The organism is Micromonospora sp. GCM10011541, assembly GCF_042650725.1.
GTDB lineage: Bacteria > Actinomycetota > Actinomycetes > Mycobacteriales > Micromonosporaceae > Micromonospora > Micromonospora sicca.
On record NZ_JBHSBP010000057.1, the window covers coordinates 66,059 to 91,939 of the forward strand.

Sequence of the window (25,881 nt, forward strand, 5' to 3'; positions counted from 1 at the left end):
TGCGTCTGTAGTACGGAGGTGGACGGTGGCAGAGGTCATCGACGGGGAGTTCACCGCGTTCGTCAACGAGCGGGGTGACGCGCTGCTGCGCGTCGCGTACGCGCTCGCCGGCAACCAGCACGCCGCGGAGGACCTGCTCCAGAACGCGCTGGCCAAGGCGTACGCCCGGTGGCCGAGGATCCGGGGCGACGCGGAGCCGTACGTGAAACGGATCCTCTACCACGACCAAGTCTCCGGCTGGCGGCGTCGGGCGCGGCGCGCCGAGGTGCCGGTCGCGGAACTGCCGGAGCGGCCGGCGGCGGGCGACGGCGGTCACGACGCCGACCTGCGGCTCCTGCTGCGGGACGCGCTGCGGGCGCTGCCGCTGGACCGGGCCCGGGGCCGCTACCTCACCGCCGAGGGGTACGACGGAGTCTTCCCGGCGCCCGTCGGCTCGCTGAGCGCGGTGACCGACGAGGACCGGCCCCGTGAGGTCGGCCTGGTCGACCTGGCCGACGGGACGACCCGCTGGTACGAGGTCGGTCGGGCGCTCTCGCCCCCGGAATGGTCGCCGGACGGCCGGCGGCTGCTCTTCACCACCCACCGGCTCGACCACTTCGGCTTCATCGTGCTGGAGACCGACGGCACGAAACGCGCGTTCCGGGTGGACGAAAAGCGGTACTTCTGCACCGACTACTGCGACTTCACCTGGAGCCGGGACGGCACGGAGGCGGTGCTCCCGCAGACCGGCCGGTCCAGCCACGACGAGTCGCTGCGGGACCTCCGGGCGGGCGTGCGGCTCTTCTCCGCCGACGACGGGCGGCCGACCCGGTTCGTGCCGGTGCCCGGCGACCCGGCCGGACCGTGGGCCTGGTCGCCGGACGGGAAGCTGGTGGTGGTCCAGGGGCAGCACGATCCGCTGCTGGTCGAGACGGGCACCGGCCGGGTGGTCCGCACCCTGCCCACCGCCGAGGTGGTCTGGATCTCCGACGACCGGCTGCTCTACCGCCGGCCGAACGGCGCCGGGGACGTCGTGCTCGCCGACCTGACCGGTCGGGAGCTGGTCCGCCAGCCGCTGCCGAAGGACCTGGTCGACCGGGAGATCACGGTGGCGCCCCGCTGAGACGGCGACGCCCGCCGGGCGATCGTCCCCCGTGTGGTGGAAAGCGACGAGCCCGCCCGGACGGCCCGAGGGCCGCCTGGACGGGCTCGTCTGTGCTCTGCCGGCTAGAGGGCCTCGACGAGGAACTGCTCGCCGACGCCGAGACCCAGGGTCTGGCTGTTCCAGTCGATGGTCCGGCTGGCGATGAGCTGGCTGGTGCCGGCGCTGCCGGCGGTCACCGCCTCACCGTCGATGTACGCCCGCAGGTAGATCGACCCGTCCGGGTTGTAGTCCAGGAAGTCGAACGTCTCCCAGGTGCCGATCGCCGTCGACCGGGCGATCAGCGGCTTGGTGCCGGCGCTCTCCGCGCAGACGAACTTGCCGTTGATGAGCGCCCGCAGGCCGAAGTAGCCGTCCCCGACGTTGACGATCTCGAACTTCTCCCAGGCGCCGATCGCCGTGGCCCGCGCGATCAGCGGCAGCGTGCCCTTGCTCTCCGCGGTGACGTACCGGCCGCTGGCCTGCGACTTGAGGGCGACCACCGGCGCGGGGGCCTCGAAGTCGAACTTCTCCCAGGCGCCGATCGCCGTGGCCCGCGCGATCAGCGGCAGGGTGCCCTTGCTCTCCGCCGAGACGTACCGGCCGTTGATGTTCGCCTTCAGGCTGACCGAGCCGTCGGTGTTGTTGACGATCTGGAACTTCTCCCAGCTGCCGATCGCCGTCGACCGGGCGATCAGCGGCTTGGCGCCCGCGCTCTCCGCGGTCACGAACTTGCCGTTGGCCTTCGCCCGCAGCCCGACGAGGCCGCCGCCGGCGTCGACCACGTCGTACTTCTCCCACGGCCCGAGGGCGGCGCCCCGGGCGATCAGCGGCTTGGTCCCGGCGCTCTCCGCGGTCACGAACTTGCCGTTGACCCGCGCCTTCAGGCCGTACGAGCTGCGGGCGGGCTGGAGCGCGCCGACGTGCAGCAGCCGGTCCACCGACCCCATGGTGTCGTGTACGGCGCCGCTGATTCCCCTGGTGACGATGCTGTCGCGCACCTGCTGCGGGGTCCAGTTCGGGTTCGCCTCGAGCAGCAGCGCCGCGGCGCCCGCCACGTGCGGGGAGGCCATCGACGTGCCGTTCATCGCGGTGCTGCCGTCGGTGGTCCCCTTCGCCGCGGAGACGATGCTGACCCCGGGGGCGAAGGTGTCCAGGCAGTTGCCGTAGTTGGAGAACCAGGCCCGGAAGTCCACCCGGTCCGTGGCGCCGACGGTGATGGCCGTCGGCACGCTGGCCGGCGAGACGCCGCAGGCGTCCTGCATGCTGTTGCCGGCCGCGACGGAGTACGTGATGCCGGCGGCGACCGAGCGGGTGACCGCGTCGTTGACGGCCTGGTCGGTGCCGTTGAAGCCCAGGCTCATGTTGGCCACGGCCGGCTTGGCGGCGTTCGTGGTGACCCACTCGATGCCGTTGATGATCTGCTCGCTGGTGCCGCTGCCCTCGCAGTCGAGGACCCGCACCGCGACGAGCTTGACACCCTTGGCCACGCCGTACTTCGCACCGCCGACGGTGCCGGCCACGTGCGTGCCGTGGCCCTCGCAGTCCTGCGCGTCCGGGTCGTTGTCGACGAAGTCGTAGCCGGAGCTGGCCCTGCCGCCGAACTCCTGGTGGTCGAGGTCGATGCCGGTGTCCAGGATGTACGCGGTGACGCCGGCCCCGGTGGTCGGGTAGGTGTAGGAGCGGTCGGCCTTCGCCGTCGTCTGGTCGATCCGGTCCAGGCCCCAGGAGGGCGGGTTGCTCTGGGTGTCCGTGGCGGAGTAGCGGCGGACCTGCTCGACGTAGGCCACGTCGGGGTCGGCCGCCAGCCGCTCCGCCTGCCGGCGGTTCATCGCGGCGGAGTAGCCCTTGAGTGCCTTGGTGAACACGTGACGGACCGTGCCGCCGTTGGCGGCGGCGAGCGCCGATGCGGTGGCCCGCACCTCGCTGGGGCTGGCCTTGTGGTCCTTGAGGACGACGATGTAGCGGTCGGGCACGACACCGGCGCTGTCGGCGCCGCGCACCGGTGCCCGTGGTGCGTCGGATGGGGCGGCCATCGCGGTGCCGCCGGTGCCGGCGAACACGATGGACGTCGCGGAGGCGAGGGCGAACCCGGCCACCGCCGAACGGCGAGTCACGCCACGGCGTTTCACTCAGAGATCTCCCCGCTTGCAGCAATCGTCCACCTCGGAACGGGCGGACGGAGCGATCGGAGCAGCCTCACTACACGGATGACCGGGAGGCTGACGGATGTCGCTCCATGATGCGGGAAGATCACCGGGAATCGCGTCAACCGTTCGGTCGATACGCCGGCGTGTCGTCGTACGCCCGCTCCGCCGGGGTCAGTCGCGGATGCCCTGCTCCCGGGCCCAGCGCAGCAGCTCCGCCTCGGCCTCGTCGCGGTCCAGCGGGCCGCGCTCCAGGCGCAGCTCCTTCAGGTACTGCCAGGCCTTCCCCACCACCGGCCCCGGCGGCACGCCGAGCAGCTCCATGATCGCGTTGCCGTCCAGATCCGGGCGGACCCGGGCCAGGTCCTCCTCGGCGGCGATCCGGGCGATCCGCTCCTCCAGCGCGTCGTAGTCGGCCGCCAGCGCGGCCGCCTTGCGGCGGTTGCGGGTGGTGCAGTCCGACCGGGTCAGCTTGTGCAGCCGGGGCAGCAGGTCACCGGCGTCCGCGACGTACCGGCGCACCGCCGAGTCGGTCCACTCGCCCCGGCCGTACCCGTAGAAACGCAGGTGCAGCGCGACCAGGGCGACCACCTGCGAGGTGACGTCCTTCGGGTACCGCATGGCCTTCATCCGGGCCTTCGTCAGCCGGGCGCCGACCACCTCGTGGTGGTGGAAGCTGACCCGCCCGTCCGGGCCGACCGCCTTGGTGGCCGGCTTGCCGACGTCGTGCATCAGCGCGGCCATCCGCAGCACGAAGTCGCAGCCGTCCTCCTCCATCGACATCGCGTTCTCGACGACGGTGAGGGTGTGCTCGTAGACGTCCTTGTGCTGGGCGTGCTCGTCGATCGTCAGCTTGAGCCCGGTCAGCTCGGGCAGGAACCGCTCGGCCAGCCCGGCGTCGACCAGCAGTCGCAGTCCGGTGATCGGGTCCGCGCCGCAGAGCAGCTTGGTGAACTCGTCCCGGATCCGCTCGGCGGTGATCCGGTCCAGGTCGGCGGCCATCCGGGCCATCGCGTCGCGGACGTCCGGGTGGACGGCGAAGCGGAGCTGGGCGGTGAACCGGGCCGCCCGCAGCATCCGCAGCGGGTCGTCGCGGAACGACTGCTCCGGCGTGCCGGGGGTACGGATGATCTTGGCGGCGAGGTCGGCCAGGCCGCCGTGCGGGTCGGTGAACCGGTGGTCGGGGACGCTCACCGCCATCGCGTTGATGGTGAAGTCCCGCCGCTTGAGGTCTTCTTCGAGGCTGGTCCCGTACTCGACGATCGGGTTGCGGCTGACCTGGTCGTACGCCTCGGCGCGGAAGGTGGTGATCTCCAGTCGGAGCCCGTCGCGCTGGCAGCCGATGGTGCCGAACTCCCGACCGGTCTCCCAGACCGACTCGGCCCAGCCCCTGATGATCCGCAGCGTCTGGTCGGGGTGCGCGTCGGTGCAGAAGTCGAGGTCCTCGCCGAGCCGGCCGAGCAGCGCGTCCCGTACCGAACCACCCACCAGGTGCAGTTCGTGGCCCGCCGCGAGGAAGAGGCGGCCGAGCTCGTCGGCGACCGGCGAGACGCGGAGCAGCTCGGCGACGGCGTTGCGCTGCGCGGCGGTGAGCTCGCGGCGGTCGGCGGCGTGGGATGCGGAGGCTTCGGACATGGGATCGCCAGCCTATCGGTCCGGCCCGGGAAGTCCGCCGCCGGGCGCGGGTAAGAGGTACCGGTTGACTAAGGTTCTGACCGTCGGGGACGGTGCCCGGCCCCGACGTACCCCCTGGGAGGCTGGAGATGAGCGGCGGGCTCTACCGCAGCGCGAACGCCACGCCGGACGGCGCGGTGCCTCCCACGGACGAGGCGACCTTCATCTCGGCCGAGCCGCTCAACCAGCCGGCGGTGGAGGCCACCGCGCCGCCGCCGGAGCAGGTCGGCGAGGCCAGCGCCGCCGCGAACAGCGCGGTGATGGCCGTCGGCAGCCTCATCAGCCGGGGTACGGGCTTCATCCGCAACCTGATGATCGGCGCGGCGCTCGGCAACCTCGTCGGTAACGCCTACACGACCGCACAGTTCCTGCCGAACCAGGTGTACGAGTTCCTGCTCGGCGGGGTGCTCACCAGCGTGCTGATCCCGGTGCTGGTCCGCCGGCGCAGGACCGATCCGGACCGGGGTGAGGCGTACTCGCAGCGACTGCTCACTCTGGCGGTGATCGCGCTGGCCGCCGCCGCGCTGATCGCGATGGCCCTGGCGTCGGTGCTGACCGCCCTCTACGCCAGCGGCAAGGACGGTGACTACACCGACCTGGTCACCAATCTGTCCTACCTGATGCTGCCGATGCTGTTCTTCACCGGCGTCAGCGCGCTGATCGCCGCGGTGCTGAACACCCGGGGCCACTTCGCCGCGCCCATGTGGGCGCCGATCCTCAACAACCTGGTGGTCATCGGCGCGTTCGGGCTCTACATCCTGATCTTCGACGCCGAGGCGCTCAAGCCGGGTGAGCTGGGCGCGGGTCAGATCCTGCTGATCGGCGGCGGCACCCTGCTCGGCGTGGCGGTGCAGGCCGCCGGCCTGCTGCCGGCGCTGCGCAAGGTGGGCTTCCGGTGGAAGTGGCGGTTCGACTTCCGCGAGCTGGGGCTGCGCGAGCTGGCCAAGCTCGGTGCCTGGATGTTCTGCTACGTCGCGGTCAACCAGCTCGGTCTCTTCGTGGTGGTCAACCTGCTCACCCGGGCGGCCGGACCGGACAGCGCCGGCATCCTGATCTACAACAACGTCTTCCTGCTGTTGATGATGGCGCACGGCATCATCGCCGTCTCGATCATCACCGCGCTGATGCCGCGGATGAGCGCCGCCGCCGCCGACGGCCGGTTCCGCGACGTGACCGCCGACCTGTCCCGGGGCACCCGGATGGTCACCGCGGTGCTCGCCCCGATCGCGGTCTGCTACGCGGTGCTCGCCGGCCCGATCTCCGTGGTGGTGTTCCGCTACGGCGCCTTCACCGGCGAGAACGCGACCGCCACGTCGACCGTGCTGCTGGTCGCCGCGCTGGGGCTGGTGCCCTTCGCGATCAGCCAGCTCTTCACCTTCGCCTTCTACGCGCTGCCGGACACCCGCACCCCCGCCTTGATCAACATTCCGGTGGTGGCGCTGCGGGTGCTCCTCCAGATCGGGCTCTACCTCGCCTTCTCCGCCACCTTCGCGGCGGCCGGCATGATGCTCGGCAACGCCATCTCGTACCTGGCCGCCGCGGTGATCTCCGCGCTGCTGCTGCGGCCCCGGGTGGGCCGGATCGGGCTCGGCGGCATCATGCGGACCATGGGTCGGGTGGTGGTCGCCGCGCTGGGTGCCGCGCTGGTCGGCCTGCTCGTGGTCAAGCTGCTCCCCGGCGACCCGGCCGACCTCAGCTGGTTCGCGGCGGCCGTCCAGCTGGTGGTGGGCGGCGCGGTGATCGGCGGGACGTACCTGGGGCTGGCCATGGTGCTCCGGATCGGCGAGATCACCGAGGTGGTCGGGATGGTCCGCCGCCGGCTCGGCCGCTGACCCACTGCGCCCGGGTCGGCGGCGGTCGACCACGGAGGGTGAACGAGGGTCACCAGCCCTGGGGATGCGGCTGTGGATAACTCAGCGTTTCCCCGCTCAACCAGCCTCTCGACCTGTGGACAACCAACCGTACGGACGAGGGTGCGGGACCGATCGGGGGGAATTCGGCCTGGTGGCGGAGCGGCCGCCACACCCGGTGCGCCCCTCCGTCGACTACTTGCGGTCAACCTCTAGATTGGCTGGTGCATGTACCAGCAACGTGGCTGACAACGGTCGCAACCGGACCGGGCGGCCCGTGGCTGGCGCCCCACCGGCCGCGGCGGGAAGATGACATGTCGGGGAACCGGGCATCCCGGGTAAGGTCGCACTCGACGGGTACGGCAGGTGCCGACGCGGGCGTCGGCGCCGGTCTGCCGGTTCCTTCGAAGGCAGAGCGGGAAGCCACATGCCCAGCAGCACGGGTCCATCGATCGACACGATCACCGAGGGAGGACGGGTGACCCAGGTCGGCGAGGGTCAAGAGGCGGAGGAGAGTGCTCCGCCGGTCATGACCTTCGGTGCTCCCACGGCCGGTGAGATCCTTGCCGAGCGGTACGAGCTGGTCGAGCACATCAACAACGACAGCGCGGGCCGGCTGGTCTGGCGCGGAGTCGACGTCGTGCTGCGCCGTCCCGTCGCGGTGGTCCTCCGCTATCCGGGTGGCGACTCCGCCACCGAGATGCTCCAGGCCGCCGTCGCGGCCAGTCGGGTCATCCACCCCAACCTGGTCGGCGTCTACGACGCGATCGACGAGGCGGACCGGGCCTACGTGGTCCGCGAGTGGGTGGACGGCCAGTCCGTGCGCGAGCTGGTCAACGCCGACGGGCCGCTGGACCCGGCCCGGGCGACCGCCATCGGCAACGCCGTCGCCAGCGCCCTCGCCGCGGTGCACGCGACCGGCATGGTGCACGGCAACGTCCACCCCGGCACCGTGATGATCAGCGACGACGGCCGGGTGGTGCTGGCCGACGCGCGGACCGACGGCGCGGACAGCCAGGAGAACGACCTCCGGGCGGTCGGCGGGGTGCTCTACTTCGCCCTCACCGGGCACTGGCCGCACGGGGAGGCGCCGCTGCACGGCGCCACCGCCGGGCACGGCCGGGCCGCCATTCCGGACGCCGTACGCGACGCCGGCGGCGCGATCGCCGCGCCCCGTCAGGTCCGGGCCGGGGTGCCGGCCTACCTCGACGACCTGACCATGGACCTGCTCGACCCGGAGATCGCCCCGCCCTCCTCGGACGTGCTCGCGGCCGAGCTGGGTCGGCTGGACATCCCCGCCGACGAGCACTTCCTCGACCAGGCGGGCACGCTGCGCTTCACGGCGGATCCCGAGGAGGAGCCGTCGCCGCTGGCCGCCGCCGGCGGCCGGAAGGTGGCCCTGGGCATCGCCGGGCTGCTCGCCGTGGCCCTGGTCGGCCTGCTCATCGGGATCAGCGCGCTGGGCGGCGACGACAAGGACGCGAAGACCGAGCCGGTGGCCCGCCCGACCAGCAGCGCGCCGGCCGACCAGCCCACCCAGGCCGCCCCGGTGCGCAAGCTGGCCGTGGAGGACGTCCGGATCATCGACCCGGACAGCCGGACCCGCAACGAGCTGGGCGATGCCGAGAAGGTGATCGACGGCAGCGAGGACGAGGGCTGGGAGACCGACACCTACAAGTCGGCGAAGTTCGGCGGCCTGAAGGACGGCATGGGGGTCTGGATCGACCTCGGCGCCGAGCACACGGTCATGTCGGTGAAGGCGGTCCTCTCCGCCAGCGGCGCCACCGCCCAGCTCTACACGGGCACCACCGACCCGGGCTCCGGCTCGTCCGGCGACAAGAAGCTGTACACCGAATACGTGACGGCGAAGACCCGGATCGGGGACGGCTTCGCGCCGGCCGAGGGCAGCACGCTGATCTTCAGCAACGGCTTCGACCCGGACAAGAAGTACCGCTACCTGCTCTTCTGGCTCACCGAGCTGCCCTCGAACGACCGGGGCTACAAGATCGGTGTCCAGGAGATCACCGTCCAGGGGTCGTGAACCGGCCGCCGCTGTCCGGGCACCACTCCCGCCGGACGTGGTGATGGACGACCGCGGCGAAGAACGGGCCGGCGTACCGACGGGCGGCGTACGCGGCACCCCGGTGGCCGTGCCGACCCGCGCCGGGCCGGGCGCCGGGACCACCGACATCGAGCTGCTCCGCGCCCACGTGGCCGGCGACCGGGACGCCTTCACCGAGCTGTTCCACCGGCACCGGGACCGGCTCTGGGCGGTGGCGCTGCGTACGCTCGGCGACCGGGAGGAGGCCGCCGACGCCCTCCAGGACGCCCTGCTCTCCGCGCACCGCGCGGCGGCCCGCTTCCGGGGCGACTCCGCGGTGACCACCTGGCTGCACCGGATCGTGGTGAACGCCTGCCTGGACCGGATCCGCCGGCGCCAGGCGCACGCCACGGTCCCGCTGCCCGACGGCGTGCACACCGACGGCGAGCCGGGCCGGCACACCGGCGGGGTGGAGCCCGCCGCCCCGGTCCGGGACCACGACACCGCGCTGGTGGTGCGGCAGGCCCTGGCCGAGCTGCCGGTCGAGCAGCGCGCCGCGCTGATCCTGGTGGACGTGCAGGGTTATCCGGTGGCCGAGGTGGCCCGCATCCTCGGCGTCGCCGAGGGAACCGTGAAGAGCCGCTGCGCCCGGGGTCGGGCCCGGCTGGCCACCCTCCTCGGTCATCTGCGGACCGGTGCCGACGACCCGCCGTCGGTGCCGCGCCCGACCGGCCGTGCCGCCGCCGACATGCCGCGCGTCACGGCGGGGAACCCGCGACCGCCGGAGGGCGTCGAATCGGCGCCGGGATGGTCCCGGGCCGCGACCGAGGAGGAGACGTGAGCACCGGGAAGTTCAGCGAGGTCGACCACGACCTGCTCGCCGACTACGTCGGCGGCGCGCTGGACGGCACCCCGGAGCAGGTCAGGGTCGCCCGCCTGGTCGAGGAGGACCCCGCGTGGGGCGGGGCGTACGCCGCGCTGGCGCCGGCGGTGGAGCTGGTCCGGGCCGATCTGGCCGACTGGGCCGCCGCTGCCGTACCCGACATGCCGCTGGCCCTCGCGGACCGGATCGCCGCGGCGCTGGCCGGTGCCGGACCGGCCCCGACGCCGGCCTCCGCAGAACCGCTCGACGCCGCCGGGCCGCTCGACACCGCCGGGCCGGTGCAACTGCCGATGCCGAGCGGACCGGACGGCGACGGCGCGGAGCCGGTCGTCGGCGGACGGCTTCGAGCGGCCGGGCACCCCGTCGCCGCGTCGGGCACCGCGCCGGCGCAGGCGACCGGCCAGCGGCGCACCGGCCGACGCGTCCGACCGGCCGAGGGTCCGGTCCGGGGCAGCGGGCCGGGGCGCGGGCGACGGCGCTGGGCCCGGATGGCCGGTCCGGTCGCCCTCGCGGCGGCCTCCCTCGCTGCCGCCGGACTGGGCCTGAACCATCTGGTCGCCAGCCGGAACGACACGGCGGTGACGGCCGACAGCGCCGGTGCGGCCGGCCCGCTGGCGGCCGAGCCGTTCCGGACGACCGGCCCGCCGCGCCGCAGCGGCACGGACTACACCCCGGAGCAGTTGTCCGGCGCCAGCTCGCTGAAGGCACCCCCGGCGGCGGGCGGCGGCCGGGAGACCGGGCAGGCGGCGCCGGAGAACGAGCGGTTCTCCGCCGCCGGCGGGCTCGACCGGCTCACCGGCCGGGACGCGCTGGACGCCTGCCTGAGGGAGATCACCGCGGAGCACGGGAGCGGGACGGTGGCCGTGGACCTGGTCGACTACGCGTCGTTCCAGGGGCGGCCGGCGCTGGTCGTCACCTTCGTCGACACGGCCGGCGCCCGGTGGGCGTGGGTGAGCGGACCGGAGTGCGGCGTCCCCGGGTCCGGCGCGGACACCCGCTTTCGGACGCGGGTAGGGTGAGATCGCGGTCATCGGCGGCTGCCGTTCCACGTGACGTGACCCACCGGATGACCGGTTCGGGAATCGCCGCTTCGTACGATGGCGTTCTGCAAGTCAGGCGCCGACGCCGCTGAGCCGTCGGCACTCGGATCGACATCGTCCCGGCGGCAGAGCAGCCGGAACGGATGACGAACACACACATCGGGAGACGGCAGTGGACGAGGTCCGCAACCTGATCATCATCGGCTCCGGGCCGGCCGGTTACACGGCGGCCGTCTATGCCGCGCGCGCCAACCTCAAGCCGCTCGTCATCGAGGGCGTGCAGTCCGGTGGCGCGCTGATGACCACCACCGAGGTGGAGAACTTCCCCGGTTTCGCGGACGGCATCCTCGGTCCCGAGCTGATGGACAACATGCGCAAGCAGGCCGAGCGGTTCGGCGCCGAGTTCCTGACCGACGACGTCACCCGGGTCGAGCTGACCGACACCGGCGACACCGGGTCCGGCGCTACCAGCACCGTGTGGGTGGGCGAGACCGCGTACCGGGCGAAGGCCGTGATCCTCTCCACCGGCTCCGCCTGGCGTCCGCTGGGCGTACCCGGCGAGCAGGAGTACCTCGGCCACGGCGTCTCGTCCTGCGCGACCTGTGACGGCTTCTTCTTCCGGAACCAGCACATCGTCGTGGTCGGCGGTGGCGACTCGGCGATGGAGGAGGCGAGCTTCCTGACCCGGTTCGCGGACTCCGTCACCATCATCCACCGCCGCGACGCGTTCCGGGCCAGCAAGATCATGGCGCAGCGGGCGCTCGGCAACGACAAGATCAAGGTCGAGTGGAACAGCACCGTCGAGGAGATCCTCGGCGCCGACGGCAAGGTCAGCGGGGTCCGGGTCCGCAACGTGCACACCGGCCAGACCAAGGTGCTGGACGTGACCGGCGTCTTCGTGGCGATCGGTCACGACCCGCGCAGCGAGCTCTTCCGCGGCCAGGTGGAACTCGACGACGAGGGGTACGTGAAGGTGCAGGCGCCGAGCACCCGGACCAGCATCCCGGGTGTCTTCGCGGCCGGCGACGTGGTCGACCACACCTACCGGCAGGCCATCACGGCGGCCGGTACGGGCTGCGCCGCCGCCCTGGACGCCGAGCGCTTCATCGCCACCCTGCAAGGCTGAAACATCTTCAGAAATAGTTCCCGGAGGAGGGTTCATAGTGGGAGCAACCAAGGCGGTCACCGACGCGAGCTTCGCGAGCGACGTGCTGAAGTCCGACAAGCCGGTTCTGGTGGACTTCTGGGCGGAGTGGTGCGGGCCGTGCCGCAAGGTGTCGCCGCTGCTGGAAGAGATCGCGGGCGAGATGGGTGACCAGGTCACCATCGTCAAGCTCAACATCGACGAGAACCCCGAGACCGCCCGGGCCTACCGGGTGATGTCCGTGCCGACCCTCACCGTCTTCAAGAACGGCGAGCCGGTGCAGTCCATCGCCGGCGCCAAGCCGAAGGGCGAGCTGGTCAAGCTCATCGAGTCGGCGCTCTGACCCGAATCCCGACCCCCGAACCCCCGCACCCGACCCGGGTGCGGGGGTTCGCGCTTTCCGTCGACCCCCACCCGCGGCGACGCTGACCTGCGCGAACCCGGGGTCGGCCGGTGACCGGTCACGGTACGCTCCGTAGGCATCCGCAGAGTCTCACCTCGTGCGACCGCGGGGCCCGGCCAGCCACCATCCGCGCAGAGGGGGTCGTGCGTGCGTCCGATCCGACCCGGTGACCGGGGACCCGCGGTGACGGAGATCCGTACCGTCCTCACCGGCCTGGAGCTGCTCCCCTCCGGCGGTCACGGCGACGAGTTCGACGTGGCGACCGAACGCGCCGTCCGGGCGTTCCAGCAGTCCCGCGGCCTGAGCGTGGACGGCCGGGTGGGCACCGAGACCTGGCAGGCGCTGGACGCGGCCCGCTGGCGGCTTGGCGCCCGCACGCTCTACCACGCCGTACCGAAGCCGCTGATCGGCGAGGACGTCCGCTCGCTCCAGGAACGCCTGCTGGAGATGGGGTACGACGTGGGCCGCGCCGACGCCATCTACGGCATCCGTACCACCCGCGCGGTCGCCCAGTTCCAGCGCGAGATGGGGCTCAAGCCGGACGGCGCCTGCGGCCCGCACACCATGAGCGCGCTGCGCCGCCTCGGCCGGAAGGTGGTCGGCGGGCGCCCGCAGTGGCTGCGCGAGTCGGACGCGATCCGGCAGGCCGGACCGACGCTGGTCGGCCGGACCGTGGTGATCGACCCCGGGCACGGCGGCACCGACCCGGGCGAGGTGGTCCCGGACGGCCCGCTGCGCTGGACCGAGGCGGACCTCGTCCACGACCTGGCCAGCCGGCTGGAGGGGCGGCTCGCTGCGGCCGGGGTACGGGTGCAGCTCACCCGCGGCCCGGCCCCGCTCACCTGCCTGCCCGACGCCGACCGGGCGCAGCTGGCCAACTCGCTCGGCGCCGACGTCTTCATCTCGCTGCACACCGACGGCCACGCGAACCCGGCGGCGAACGGGGTGGCGACGTACCACTACGGCACCGACAACGGCGTCACCTCGGCCACCGGGGAACGCCTCGCCGGTCTGGTGCAGCGGGAGATCGTGGCCCGGACCGGGCTGCGGGACTGCCGTACCCACGCCAAGACGTGGGACCTGCTGCGGCTGACCAGGATGCCGGCGGTACGGGTCGAGGTCGGCTACCTGACCTCCCCGGAGGACCGCGCCCGGCTGGTCGACCCGCGGTTCCGGGACCGGGTGGTCGAGGCGATCGTCGCCGCGGTGCAGCGGATGTACTTCCCGATCGAGCGGGACGTGCCGACCGGCTCGATCGACGTGAGCGAACTGCGGGCGGTGGTGGCCGCCGGCACGGTCGTCGACTGAGGCGACCTCAGAGCCCGCTGGACCGGGTGGCCGGGGCCGGGCGCACCGGGCGCAGCAGGGTCTCCGGGCTCATCGAGCCGAGCAGCTTCTCCAGCGCGTACTCGACGTCGGACTTCCAGCTCAGCGCGGTGCGCAGCTCGAGCCGCAGGCGGGGGTAGCGCGGGTGCGGGCGGACCGTCTTGAAGCCCACCGACAGGAAGAAGTCGGCCGGCGCGACGCAGGCCCGGGTCGGGTCGTCGCCGTCGCCGAACTTGGCGTCCCCGAACGCCTCGATCGCCTTGATGCCGCGCTTGGTGAGGTCCCGGGCGACGCCCTGGACGAGCATCCGGCCCAGCCCGCCGCCGGCGAAGGCGGAGACCACGTTCGCGGTCATCAGCAGCGCGGCGTCCGCGGAGACCGGCGAGGTGGGGAAGGCCATCGAGCGCGGGACGTACGCCGGCGGGGCGTACATGACGAAGCCGGCGGGCATCCCGTCGACGTACGCGAGCTTGCCGCAGGAACCCCACTCCAGCAGCGTCTGGGAGACCCAGGCCTCCTTCTCCAGGCCCGGGTCACCGGCGGCGCACGCCCGGTCGGCGGAGACCGGGTCCAGCTCCCAGTAGACGCACTGCCGGCACGGGCGCGGCAGGTCTTCCAGGGTGTCGAGGGTCAGACTGACCAGACGTCGCGACATCAGCGCACCCCACAACTAGGCTCGGGGGTGAAACAGCGCGGTCCGGCACCGCTTCCTGCCCCCGACGAGCGATCGTACGCCGCTACCCGACCGTACGGGAGAGGACGCGCGAACGCCCCACCCGGGCCGGTGCGGGCGGGTCCGGGATGTGGACACACCCTCATGTCCCGCGCCGGTACCGGCCGGCGGGGACTACCATCGACCAACCGGCCCCGTGCCGCCATGGTCGCCGGCATCGCGGGTACCACACCGCGCGGCAGCCCCGCTGACACCCGATCGAGGTGATGTCATGACCGGCACGACGCTCGACGACTACACCGACCGGTACGCCCGCCGGGTCCGGGGGATGACCGCCTCCGAGATCCGGGCGCTCTTCGCGGTGGCCAGCCGGCCGGAGGTCGTGTCGCTCGCCGGTGGGGCACCGTACATCGCGGCGCTGCCACTGGACGCGGTCGGTGAAATGCTCGGGCGGCTCGGCTCTGAGCACGGCGCCACCACGCTGCAGTACGGGATCGGCCAGGGCACGCTGGAGCTGCGCGAGCGGATCTGCGAGGTGATGACCCTCTCGGGCATCGACGCGGGCTGCGGCGCCTCACCGGAGGACGTGGTGGTGACTGTCGGCGGCCAGCAGGCGCTGGACCTGGTGGCCCGGCTCTTCCTCGACCCGGGTGACGTGGTGCTCGCCGAGGGCCCGACCTACGTCGGCGCACTCGGGGTGTTCCAGGCCGCCCAGGCCCAGGTCGTGCACGTGCCGATGGATGACGAGGGGCTGATCCCGGAGGCGCTGGAGACCGCCATCGCCGACCTGGCCCGCGCCGGGCGGCGGGTGAAGTTCCTCTACACCATCCCGACGTACCAGAACCCGACGGGCGTGACCCTGAGCGAGGAACGCCGCGAACGGGTGCTCGACATCTGCGAGCGCGCCGGCCTGCTGGTGGTGGAGGACGACCCGTACGGCCAGCTCGGTTTCGAGGGTGAGGCCCCCGCGCCGCTGCGGGCCCGGCGCCGCGACGGGGTCTTCTACCTGAGCACCTTCTCCAAGACCTTCGCCCCCGGCCTTCGGGTGGGGTGGATCCTGGCCCCGCACGCGGTCCGCGACAAGCTGGTCATCGCCAGCGAGGCGCAGATCCTCTGCCCCAGCGGGTACGCCCAGGCGGCCGTCTCGACGTACCTCGGCACCATGCCCTGGCGGGAGCAGCTGAAGGTGTACCGGGAGGTCTACCGGGAGCGCCGCGACGCGATGCTCGCCGCGCTGGCGGACCTGATGCCGGCGGACACCACCTGGACCACTCCCGGGGGTGGCCTGTTCGTCTGGGCGACCCTGCCCGACGGCCTCGACTCGAAGGCGATGATGCCGCGGGCCATCGCCGCCCGGGTGGCGTACGTGCCCGGCACCGGCTTCTACGCCGACGGCGCGGGCGGCGGCAACATGCGGCTCAACTTCTCCTTCCCGCCGCCGGAGCGGATCCGGGAGGGCGTGCGCCGGCTCGCGGGCGTGATGGAGCAGGACATCGCGATGCGCCGGGTCTTCGGCACCGTCGGCGGGTCCGGGACGCGTCGCCGGCAGGGCGGCTCGGACGCGCCGGGTCCCGACTTGGCATGATTCCCGCATGGCTGTCACCTCCACTGCCCGGAATCCCGTGACCGATCCCGCCGTCACCGCAGAGCTGCACGTCCTGGTGCTCGCCGGCGGGCTCTCCTACGAGCGGGACGTCTCGCTCCGGTCCGGCCGGCGGGTGCTCGACGCGCTGCGGGCCGTCGGCGTGGAGGCCGAGCTGCGGGACGCCGACGTGGCCCTGCTGCCGGCCCTGGCGGCCGACCCGCCGGACGCGGTGGTGATCGCCCTGCACGGCGCCACCGGCGAGGACGGCTCGCTGCGGGGCGTGCTCGACCTCTGCGACGTCCCGTACGTGGGCTGCGACGCCCGTGCCTCGCGGCTCGCCTGGGACAAGCCGTCGGCGAAGGCGGTGCTCCGCGAGGCGGGTATCCCCACTCCGGACTGGGTCGCCCTGCCGCACGACCGCTTTTCCGAGCTGGGCGCGGTCGCGGTGCTGGACCGGATCGTCGACCGGCTCGGCCTGCCGCTGATGGTCAAGCCCGCGCAGGGCGGCTCCGGACTGGGCGCCGCCGTGGTCCGGGACGCCGCGTCGCTCCCGGCCGCGATGGTGGGCTGCTTCGCGTACGACCAGACGGCGCTGGTGGAGCGCTACGTACCCGGCATGGACGTGGCGGTGTCGGTGCTCGACCTCGGCGAGGGCCCGCAGGCACTCCCCCCGGTGGAGATCGTTCCCCGCAACGGCGTCTACGACTACGCCGCCCGCTACACCGCCGGCCGGACCACCTGGCACGCCCCGGCCCGGCTCGACCCCGACGTGGCCGAGCGGGTGGCCGAGGTGGCGCTCGCCGCGCACGCCGCGCTCGGCCTGCGGGACCTCTCCCGGGTCGACCTGATCGTCGACGCCTCGGGGCAGCCGCACGTGCTGGAGGTCAACGTCTCCCCGGGCATGACGGAGACCTCGCTGCTGCCGCTGGCCATCCAGGCGGCCGGCCTGGACTTCGGCCGGGTGCTCGGATCGCTGGTGACCCGGGCCGCCGCCCGCCGCCGCTGACCTTCCGCCAAGGGAAGCCGGAGTCCGCACGGAGACGAGGCCCCCTGGAAGGCCGCCGATGCCGCGCGCGCTGACACCGACCCACTCCCCTCTCAGCCCGCGCGGCTCTCCGACACCTCGTTGCGCCCGCTCTCCGGCTTCTCCCCGGCTCCGCTCTCCGGCTGTCCGTCGGCTCCGCTCGCCAGCTCCTCGTCGGCTCCGCTCTCCGACTTCTCGTCGGTCCCGCCGTCGGGCTCCTCGTCAGTCCCGCCGTCGGGCTCCTCGTCCGTTCGGCCCTCCGGCTCCGGGATCTCCTCGGCCGCCTCGATCACGGAGACGGCCTCCTCCTCACCGGCGTCGGCATCCGTCGCCGTCACCGCGGAGAAACTCGACGGCGCCTGCCAGTGGATGCGTGGCGGCTCGGCCAAGGGGCGACCGCCGAACTCGGCCAGCCACGCGGCGACCATGGCGAGGTTCTCCCGCCACTGCGCCTCGGGGATCGGCGGCAGGATCGAGTCCCAGAGCGAGAGGAACGTGCCGCGCAGCTGAAGCCGCCCGTACGGCCGGGCGAGGAACCACATGTGCAGATGCGCCGAGCCGTCGCCCCACCGGTTGACGTGGACCCGGGCGACACCGTCGAGGGATCGGATGGCGCGCTCGAGGCGCACGGTCATCACGCCCAGCTCGGCGGCGAGCAGGTTGGGCAGGTCGCCGAGGTCGAGGTGCGACCGCGACTCCAGGATCAGCACCATCGGTAGGCCGGTCGGGCGGTCCATCGCCCGCACCCGCCACCGCTCACCCACCCAGATGTAGGCCTCGTCGGGGGCGTTGCAGGCGGTGCATTCCCGGTCTTCCTCACCGCGGCGGGGAGGTTCGACCGAAACCGGGTCGTCGAGCTGCTTGACGCGAAGGTCGCCCTCGAAGGGGAAGGAGGGCCACTGGGTGAAGTCCGGAACTGAGGGAGGGGTGTCCTGCACGACGCTGACCCTAACCGAGACGGGGGACCCCTGTCCCTACCCGTTTCGCCGGTCGCCGCCCGGACACGCAGCGCTCTTCGTCGATCAGGCAGGGGCGGGCCGGAAAGGCTCGCCCGGCTCCGTACGCCCTTGTCCACCACGTTGTCCACAGGCCGCTGAGATCACGACCACGCCGCGTCATCCACAGGTCAGCACACGTTTCTCAGCGCTGTTTCACGTGAAACGGGGGGTGCCTGTGGAAAACCGCTGTGGATAACCGAGGCGACGCCGGCTCGGCGACGCCGTCCCTGCCGCGCCTCCCGCTGAGCCCTCTCTTCCTAACGAGCCAGCCCGGGATCGGCACCGCCTCGGCGTGGCATCTTTCCGGTCCGCCGAGCGTCTGAACGGCGGGCGCCGTTGGCCCCCACGCGGTTGCTCGTCTGGGCAACCGACCGGGTCGGCGGGGGTGCGTTGACTGGCTGTCGAGCGGTGAGCCCGGGAGCGCACCGGACCGCGAACGCTGAACGAGGAGTGGCCAAGGATGGCGGTAGATCAAGGCGCCGCCGTACCGTCGCCGGCATGACGGCCGCTCCAGAGCCTGAGCGCCGGAGGTACGCCGGAAGGTGAACGGCGAACGAACCCCGCCGGGCCGGGGCGGGGCGGGAGAAAGGCCGTGCCGGACCCGGGCGGGCGCGGGGACGGCATCTTCGGGCGGGCCGGACCGAGCCCGGCCGGCAGGGCAGCCGCAGGTGCGCGAGTCGGTGCCGCTTAGCTGCGCGCGATGGACGTGGTGGGCGGGAGCCGGCCCACCGACCGCCGGGATGTCCGGGGCCAGGGCGACATCGACCTCGCCGGGGGGACTGGGGAACGTGGACGCGCCGGGGCGCAAGCCGACTTCGGGACGCCGAGCCGGAGGGGCATGGGCGGACGTCCGTGCCGCGGACGCAAGCGGTACTCGTCAACGCCCGGGTCTCGTGCGAGTAGCGAACATCCCCGTGTCCCTGGCCCACAACGGCACGTCGTCCGGAAGCTGGGGGGCGCGGACACGTGGGTCCGCCAGGCCGCGGACCATCGCCGCCAACTGAGGACGCCAGCCGGGGACCGAGCGGATGCGGTGGCACGCTGCAAGCTGAGGTGGCAGCGCGTTTCACGTGAAACCGCGGAGCGGGCTCCCGGGCGATTCTGCTTCGGTCGGTCCTCGCGAACGACGCGTGCCCGGCGGGCCGGCTCGACCTCTCGATCTGTTGGTGGAACGTGCCGGCGGGTGGCGACCTTGGCGGCACGGACGCCGTGGACTCTGGCCCAGTCGGATCGGCGGCCCCGAGAGTTCAATGTCGGGGGCACACGGGCACGAACGGACGTTGCGGCACCGTTGAGGAACGGCCGGCTTGCGTTCGGGAGCACGACGTGAGGGCTTCCCGGCCAGTCAGCAAACCGGCCAGAGAGTCGACGGCACTGCTGATCGCTCACCGGACTATCGGCCCGTACCCCGCACCCGCAGCCCGCAGGCCGCGGCCGCCACGACTAGCTGGCACCCGACGAGAGGGGTTCCCGGAGCACAGCAGGCCTACAAACCTGAAGCCAACGACTAGCAACTAGCGACCAGGCCGTTTCACGTGAAACGGCGCCGGGGGCGACGGCTCTACCTCCAATCGGCGATGGTGGCGGTGGTGGCGACGGCGACGGCTGTGGCCGTGGCTGTGGTCGTGGTGGTGCGGCTGGCGGTGGCGGCGGTGCCCGGTACCGGTGGCGGTACCGGTGGCGGTGCCGGTGGCGGTGCCCGGTGCCGGTGGCGGTGCCCGGTGCCGGTGGCGGTGCCCGGTGCCGGTGGCGGTGCCCGGTGCCGGTGGCGGTGCCCGGTACCGGTGGCGGTGCGGTACCGGGTGCCGGTGCCGGTGGCGGTGGCGGTGGCGACTGTTTCACGTGAAACGGCGATCCGCGCTGGTCGACTCGTGACCGGGCGGACGTGGGTTAGGGCTCGAACCCAGTCCCGGCTTGGCCTGGACGTCAGCATCATCGGCGCGGAGATCCAGGAGAGCCGCGCCAGCCTCAACAAAAGGGCCCTGAGTGGCCCGCTGCGCCACGAGGAGTGGATCCAGGGCCCCCGGTCGGCAGAGCGGGCAGTCGGACCGCTGGGGAGCCCTGTAGCGGTCGGAAGCGCCCGGGGACTGCCCTGTCGAACAGATCGGCCGCACGGTCCGGTGTCAGGACCATGCGGCCGAGGCCGGGGCGAGGCTCACTCCTCCGGCTGCTCCTCCTGCCCGACACCGATGATGCCCACGATCCGCTCCAGGTCGTCGACCGTGGCGAACTCGATGGTGATCTTCCCCTTGCTGCGGCCGATGTCGACCTTCACCCGGGTGTCGAAGCGGTCGGACAGCCGGTCGGCGAGGTCGGTCAGCGCCGGAGCGTGCGGCTTGGGTCGGCGCTTCGCGGCCGGGGTCTTCGCCGGCCCGTCGGCCAGCGCCAGGGCCACCAGCTCCTCGGTCGCCCGTACCGAGATCCCCTCGGCGACGATCCGCAGCGCGAGCTGTTCCTGGGCCTCGGCGTCGTCGAGGCTGAGCAGCGCCCGGGCGTGGCCGGCGGAGAGCACGCCGGCGGCGACCCGCCGCTGCACCTGAGCCGGGAGGTTCATCAGGCGGATGGTGTTGGAGATCTGCGGCCGGCTACGGCCGATACGCCGGGCCAACTCCTCGTGGGTGGCGCCGAACTCCTCCAGCAGCTGCTGGTACGCGGCCGCCTCTTCCAGCGGGTTGAGGTTGGCGCGGTGGATGTTCTCCAGCAGCGCGTCCCGGAGCATCGCGTCGTCCTTGGTGTCCCGGACGATGGCCGGGATGCTCTCCCGGCCGACCGCCTGGGCCGCCCGCCACCGCCGCTCACCCATGACGAGCTCGTACTTCTCGCCGTCGAGCTGGCGTACGACGATCGGCTGAAGGAACCCGACCTCCTGGATCGAGGTCTTCAGCTCCTCCAGCGCCTCCTCGTCGAAGACCTGCCGGGGCTGCTTCGGGTTCGGCACGATCGCGTCGACCGGGATCTCGGCGAACCGGGCGCCCGGCACCGGGCTCAACTGCGGCCCGGACTCCGCGGCGGGGGCGATGGGTGCCACGGCCACCGAGGGCGTCGGCGCGACAGTTTCGGCCGTGGCCGGGGCGGCTGCCTCCGCCTCACCGGCCGCCGGGACGGCCGGCTCCACCGGTGCGGTCGGGATCAGCGCCCCGAGTCCTCGGCCCAGACCGCCACGAGGACGGTTCTTCATGCGACGCCTCCCAGCGACTTCAACGCACTACGCATTCCGCACCGGCTCCTTGACCCCACGTTCGGCAATCTCCTGGGCGGCTTCGAAGTAGCTCGTCGCGCCCCGCGAACCGGGATCGTAGGTCATCACGGACTGCCCGTAGCTCGGCGCCTCGGAGACCCGCACGTTCCGGGGGATCACGGCCTGGAGCACCTTGTCGCCGAAGTGGTTCCGGACGTCCTGCTCCACGGCGTCGGCCAGCCGGGTACGGCGGTCGTACATGGTGAGCAGGATGGTGGAGACCTCGAGCTTCGGGTTGAGGTGCTGGCGGACCAGGTTGATGTTGTTGATCAGCTGATTGAGGCCTTCCAACGCGTAGTACTCGCACTGGATCGGGATCAGCACCTCCTGCGCGGCCACCAGCGCGTTGACGGTCAGCAGACCGAGCGAGGGCGGGCAGTCGATGAACACGTAGTCGAAGTGGCCGGGGTAAGCGGCGATGGCCCGGGCCAGTCGGGACTCCCGGGCGACCACCGACACCAGCTCGATCTCGGCACCCGCCAGGTCGATGGTGGCCGGCACGCACCACAGGTTCGGAATGCCCTCGACGGCCTGGGCCACCTCCTCCAGCGGCACGCTGTCGATGAGGCAGTCGTAGACGTCGGGGATGCCGGTGTGGTGCGGGACGTTGAGCCCGGTGGAGGCATTGCCCTGCGGGTCCAGGTCGACCACGAGCACCCGGTTGCCGTGCAGGGCCAGAGCCACCGCCAGGTTCACCGTGGTCGTGGTCTTACCCACGCCGCCCTTCTGGTTCGCGACGCACATGACCCGCGTCCGATCCGGCCGAGGCATGGTCACCTCGCCACTGGGATTCAGGATCTGCACGGCGCGCATAGCCTCCATAGCCAACGGTGGGTCATCCTCTTCGCGCGTCGGGGTTTCACGTGAAACGTACGTGCTATGGGCGGCTTCGGCTTCGTAGTCGGCGACCGGTGGCGTGTCGGCCGAGACCGCCGCCGGACCGGCGTCCGGAACCGCGTTCGGCGCCGGCTGCTGGGGCACCGACGGCCCGGATACGGCGGCCGACGGCTCGAACCGCGCGGAGGCGGCGGGGTTCCCTCGCGCCGGGATCGACCGCGAGCCTGGCGCGTTCGTCGGACCGTCCGTCGGCTCCGGCACTTTCCGCATCGGCGGCAGGTTCGCCGGTACGCCCGACGTCGGCTGCGGCCCACCCGCCACCGACGGAAGGTTGGCCGGGACCCCGGAGATCGGGTGGGGCCTGCCGGGCGGCGGAGCGTCCCGGCCGACCACCGGTTCGCGCCCCGGTGGACGAGGCGACGGGTCGCGGAACTCCGCGCCCACGGGCCAGCCCTGCTTGTCGGTTTCACGTGAAACGGGGTCGGCAGCAGAGGATCGCCCTCCTGGCCCGGTCACCCGTCGGTCGTCGTACCTGCCGTCGTCATGCACCTGTCATCCCTGCCCGCTCCGGATGGTCGGTCCGCACCCCGTCAATCGGCCGTCCCGCGCTCACCTCGCGCGGCGTACGGCCCGGCGGGAACGGTCGGGGTCCGGTGCCATCCGGCACCGCCGTTCCACACTATCGACGCGCGGCCAGCCTACGGCGCACGGGCGCAGCGGGTCCACGTCGGGTTCTGATCGGTCAGCTACCTCGCACCGTCTCCAACGACCGAACGGTCACCCGGAAGCCGTTGTGAAATCAGCGATCCCGACCGCCGCGGCCACCCCGACGGCCGCCCCGGGACCGCTTCGCCGCGGCCTTCTTGCGAACCGGACTGACGACCCGCTCGCGCACCACCTCGATCACCGTCGCGGGCGGCTCGATCACGCCGACGCCGCAGCGCTGCACCTCCGGCTGCCCGCCACCGAGCCGGGCCACCGTCTCGGCGTGCTCGGCGACCTCCTCGGCCGCGGAGGCGCCCTTCAGGGCGACCAGCCGGCCGCCGGGCACGACAAGCGGCAGACACCAGGCGGCGAGCCGGTCCAGCGGGGCCACCGCGCGGGCGGTGACGATGTCGCCGCTGAGCGGCGCGACGTCGCGCGAGCCGGTGGCCGCCTCGTCCGCCCGTCCCCGGAAGACCCGCACCATCCGGGTCAGGCCCAGGTGCTGCACCGCCTCGATGAGGAAGGAGGTGCGCCGGGCGAGCGGCTCGATCAGCGTGACGGTCAGGTCGGGCCGGGCGATCGCCAGCACCAGGCCGGGCAGCCCGGCACCGGAGCCCACGTCGAGCACGGTCGCGCCCTCGGGGATCCGTTCGGCCATGGCGGCGCAGTTGAGCAGGTGCCGCTCCCAGATCCGGGGTGCCTCCCGGGGGCCGATCAGGCCGCGGACCACGCCGTCCGTCGCCAGCAACTCGGCGTACGCGGCGGCGAGGTCGAGCCGGTCACCGAAGAGGGTGCGGGCCGCCTCCGCCAGCTCGGGCGGAAGCGTGACCTCGGCGGAGGACGGACGGTCGTCGGGACCGGCAGGACCCTCCGCCTCAGTCGCGACGCCGGTTGCCGGCTCCTCGGCCGGGTGGTCCGGATCGATCCGGTCGGCCACCGCCGGATCGACGGCGTCGGCGGACGCGTCGGCGACGGCCGGTTCGGTCGGCTCTGTCGGAACGTCGACGGCCGTCGGCTCTGTCGGAACGTCGACGGCCGTCGGCTCTGTCGGAACGTCGACGGCCGTCGGCTCTGTCGGAACGTCGACGAAGGCCGGATCGACCGACCCGGTCGGCGCGTCGGCGAAGGCGGGATCGGCGGTCGGCGTACCGGAGAAGGCCGGCTCGACCGAGCCCGCCGGCGCGGCCGGGGCCGGCTCCTCCGCAGGGCCCGACGGCGTACCCGAGAACGGCGCGTCGGCCGGCGCGGCCGGCCCGGCCGGGGGTGGAGTCGCGGCGTCGGTGGTGCGGTCGGAGAAGAGCGGGGCGGCCGTGCCGGGTTCGGCGGCCGGGTCGAGCCGGACAGGCGACGGCCCGGACGGCGTACCGCCCGGGCCGGACATGGCACCCGCCGTCGTCTCGTCGTGGGTCACCCGGTCAGTCCGCCGGCCGGACGATGATGCGCCGGTTCGGCTCGACGCCCTCGGACTCGCTCTCCACGCCGCTCATCGCGTTCACCACGTCGTGCACGCACTTGCGCTCGAACGCGGACATCGGCTCGAGCCGCACCGGCTCGCCGTACTCCTTGACCTTCTCGACCGCGTTCTTGGCGACGGCGGCGAGCTCCTTGCGCCGGTTGGCCCGGTAGCCGCCGACGTCGAGCAGCAGCCGGCTCGGCGTGCCGGTCTGCCGGAACACCGCCAGCCGGGCCAGCTCCTGAAGGGCCTCCAGGGTGGCGCCGCGCTGGCCGACCAGGTTCTGCAGGCTGGCACCGACCACCTCGACGACCGGACGGCCGCCGGAGACCAGCTCATCGATGTCGCCGTCGTAGTCGAGGATGTCGAGCAGGCCCTCGACGTAGTCCGCCGCGATCTCGCTCTGCCGGAACAGGTCGCTCTCGGCCGGCGCCTTCTTCTCCCGGGCCGCCCCGGCCTCGGTCTCCTCGGTCTCCTCGGCGACGGCGGCCGGCGCGGTCTCCTCGTCCAGGGACTGCTCGGCACTGGGGATGCTGGTGTCGGTCACGGTCTCATCTCCGTACTCGCTCGGCCGGACCGTCGGGTCCGCTGGTCTCCCGGGGCCGGCGGGAGGTCTCGCCGGTGCCCACAGGCACGTCTGTACGGGCAGTTTCGCCCGTGGCCGCGCTGCTCGCGGCGGTTCCGGCCCGGCGCCGACCGTACGGTGGCTGCACGGGACCGGAAGGGGCCGCCGCCGGTGTCCCGACGGCGGCCCGAGGCTCAGCCCTGCCGCTTGGCCGGGCGGGTCTTCTTCGGGTTGACCGGCTTGGCGCCGGGCTTCGGGCCGGCCACCTTGGGGGTGGTCACCTGCGGCTTCGCCGGCGCTGGGGCGACCTTGCGACCGAGCAGGCCGCCGGTCTTCGCCGGCTGGGCGCCGTTCCGGGCCGCGGTGCCGGTCTTCGGCGGAACCAGCGGCGGGAACTTGCGGAGCACCCACTGCTGCTGCCCGAGGGTGAACAGGTTGTTGGTGACCCAGTAGATGATCACACCGATCGGGAAGATCGAACCGGAGACCAGCAGCGACACCGGGATGCCGTAGAGCATCAGGCGCTGCACCATCCGCTGCTGCGGGTCCTCCGCCCAGCCGGTCTTGAGGATCATCTGCCGGCTGGTGAGGTACGTGGTGGCGATCATGATGAGCACCAGGACGCCGGCGATGACCTTCGTGGTGTTGCCGCTCGCGCCGAGCCCGGCCAGCTCGTCGGCGGTGGAGCCGAACCGACCGGAGATCGGGGCGGTGAAGAGCTTGGCGCTGGAGGCGCTGTTGAACTGGTCGACGGTCCAGCCGTAGAGGGTCTTGCCCTGGTTGGCCGGGTTCAGCCGCTTCAGCGTGTGGAACAGGCCGAGGAAGACCGGGATCTGGAGGAACATCGGAAGGCAGCCCATCAGCGGGTTGGCCTTTTCCTTCCGGTAGAGCTCCATCATCTCCTTCTGGAGCGTCTCCCGGTCACCCTTGTGCTTCTCCTGGAGCTCCTTGACCTTCGGCTGGAGCGCCTGCATCGCGCGCTGCGACTTGATCTGCTTGACGAAGACCGGGAAGAGGATCACCCGGACCGTCACCACCAGGAAGATGATGGCGAGGATCCAGGACCAGTTGGTCCCGAGCACCGCCTCGATCGACACCCCGATGGCGTCCCAGGCCGAGTGCCAGGTCAGCAGGATCCACGAGATCGCGTAGTAGATCCAGTCGAGACTCAATTC

General features: G+C 72.6%; 18 protein-coding genes and 1 pseudogene. 10 read left to right on the top strand and 9 right to left on the bottom strand.

Annotated elements, in window-relative coordinates:
- Positions 1-25: 25 nt before the first annotated feature.
- Positions 26-364, top strand: a pseudogene (locus ACFOYX_RS24970) (sigma factor); the annotation flags it as partial.
- Between the two features lie 842 nt (positions 365-1,206).
- Here the strand turns inward: ACFOYX_RS24970 and ACFOYX_RS24975 are convergent.
- Entirely contained in the window at positions 1,207-3,237 is a 2,031-nt protein-coding gene (locus ACFOYX_RS24975; protein ID WP_322439829.1) for a S8 family serine peptidase, read from the bottom strand.
- A gap of 204 nt (positions 3,238-3,441) precedes the next feature.
- Positions 3,442-4,902, bottom strand: coding sequence for a CCA tRNA nucleotidyltransferase (locus ACFOYX_RS24980; protein ID WP_238454743.1), 1,461 nt, complete (start codon positions 4,900-4,902; stop codon positions 3,442-3,444).
- A gap of 128 nt (positions 4,903-5,030) precedes the next feature.
- Between ACFOYX_RS24980 and murJ the strand changes: the two genes are divergently transcribed.
- From murJ to ACFOYX_RS25015, 7 genes are all read left to right on the top strand, one after another.
- Complete coding sequence (gene murJ / locus ACFOYX_RS24985) at positions 5,031-6,773, top strand: murein biosynthesis integral membrane protein MurJ (protein ID WP_322439828.1); 1,743 nt, start codon at positions 5,031-5,033, stop codon at positions 6,771-6,773.
- A gap of 445 nt (positions 6,774-7,218) precedes the next feature.
- A complete protein-coding gene (locus ACFOYX_RS24990) occupies positions 7,219-8,832 on the top strand; it encodes a protein kinase family protein (RefSeq protein ID WP_109803716.1) in 1,614 nt (537 codons plus the stop codon).
- 43 nt (positions 8,833-8,875) lie between these two features.
- Positions 8,876-9,673 (top strand): RNA polymerase sigma factor SigM, encoded by a 798-nt coding sequence (sigM, locus tag ACFOYX_RS24995; RefSeq protein WP_236648188.1) that lies wholly within the window; start codon positions 8,876-8,878, stop codon positions 9,671-9,673.
- Positions 9,670-10,734: a hypothetical protein gene (locus ACFOYX_RS25000; RefSeq protein ID WP_322439827.1), complete on the top strand. Its 1,065-nt coding sequence runs from the start codon at positions 9,670-9,672 to the stop codon at positions 10,732-10,734. The genes sigM and ACFOYX_RS25000 overlap by 4 nt, the downstream gene beginning before the upstream one ends.
- Before the next feature lie 193 nt (positions 10,735-10,927).
- The gene (gene trxB, locus ACFOYX_RS25005) at positions 10,928-11,881 is read left to right on the top strand and encodes a thioredoxin-disulfide reductase (RefSeq protein WP_238453806.1); all 954 of its coding nucleotides are present in this window, start codon (positions 10,928-10,930) and stop codon (positions 11,879-11,881) included.
- Between the two features lie 37 nt (positions 11,882-11,918).
- A complete protein-coding gene (gene trxA, locus ACFOYX_RS25010; protein WP_091199733.1) occupies positions 11,919-12,242 on the top strand; it encodes a thioredoxin in 324 nt (107 codons plus the stop codon).
- 207 nt (positions 12,243-12,449) lie between these two features.
- Complete coding sequence (locus ACFOYX_RS25015; protein ID WP_322439826.1) at positions 12,450-13,610, top strand: N-acetylmuramoyl-L-alanine amidase; 1,161 nt, start codon at positions 12,450-12,452, stop codon at positions 13,608-13,610.
- 7 nt (positions 13,611-13,617) lie between these two features.
- Here ACFOYX_RS25015 and ACFOYX_RS25020 read toward each other — a convergent pair whose 3' ends face one another.
- A complete protein-coding gene (locus ACFOYX_RS25020; RefSeq protein ID WP_109803720.1) occupies positions 13,618-14,283 on the bottom strand; it encodes a GNAT family N-acetyltransferase in 666 nt (221 codons plus the stop codon).
- Between the two features lie 289 nt (positions 14,284-14,572).
- Here ACFOYX_RS25020 and ACFOYX_RS25025 point away from each other — a divergent pair, with 289 nt between their 5' ends.
- Positions 14,573-15,886: a PLP-dependent aminotransferase family protein gene (locus ACFOYX_RS25025; protein WP_322439825.1), complete on the top strand. Its 1,314-nt coding sequence runs from the start codon at positions 14,573-14,575 to the stop codon at positions 15,884-15,886.
- A 7-nt stretch (positions 15,887-15,893) separates the two neighbouring features.
- Positions 15,894-16,892, top strand: coding sequence for a D-alanine--D-alanine ligase (locus ACFOYX_RS25030; RefSeq protein WP_322439824.1), 999 nt, complete (start codon positions 15,894-15,896; stop codon positions 16,890-16,892).
- A gap of 92 nt (positions 16,893-16,984) precedes the next feature.
- Here ACFOYX_RS25030 and ACFOYX_RS25035 read toward each other — a convergent pair whose 3' ends face one another.
- From ACFOYX_RS25035 to yidC, 6 genes are all read right to left on the bottom strand, one after another.
- Positions 16,985-17,848 carry a hypothetical protein gene (locus ACFOYX_RS25035; protein WP_322439823.1) on the bottom strand — a complete coding sequence of 288 codons (864 nt, stop codon included), beginning with the start codon at positions 17,846-17,848 and terminating at the stop codon, positions 16,985-16,987.
- Between the two features lie 2,215 nt (positions 17,849-20,063).
- Positions 20,064-21,086, bottom strand: a complete 1,023-nt coding sequence (locus ACFOYX_RS25040; RefSeq protein WP_322439822.1) for a ParB/RepB/Spo0J family partition protein — start codon at positions 21,084-21,086, stop codon at positions 20,064-20,066.
- Positions 21,087-21,113: 27 nt separating this feature from the next.
- Positions 21,114-22,127, bottom strand: coding sequence for a ParA family protein (locus ACFOYX_RS25045; RefSeq protein WP_377534432.1), 1,014 nt, complete (start codon positions 22,125-22,127; stop codon positions 21,114-21,116).
- Between the two features lie 655 nt (positions 22,128-22,782).
- The gene (rsmG, locus tag ACFOYX_RS25050) at positions 22,783-23,499 is read right to left on the bottom strand and encodes a 16S rRNA (guanine(527)-N(7))-methyltransferase RsmG (protein ID WP_322439868.1); all 717 of its coding nucleotides are present in this window, start codon (positions 23,497-23,499) and stop codon (positions 22,783-22,785) included.
- Positions 23,500-24,103: 604 nt separating this feature from the next.
- Positions 24,104-24,688 carry a R3H domain-containing nucleic acid-binding protein gene (locus ACFOYX_RS25055; protein ID WP_322439820.1) on the bottom strand — a complete coding sequence of 195 codons (585 nt, stop codon included), beginning with the start codon at positions 24,686-24,688 and terminating at the stop codon, positions 24,104-24,106.
- A gap of 212 nt (positions 24,689-24,900) precedes the next feature.
- Positions 24,901-25,878, bottom strand: coding sequence for a membrane protein insertase YidC (gene yidC, locus ACFOYX_RS25060; RefSeq protein WP_109799832.1), 978 nt, complete (start codon positions 25,876-25,878; stop codon positions 24,901-24,903).
- Positions 25,879-25,881: the final 3 nt, after the last annotated feature.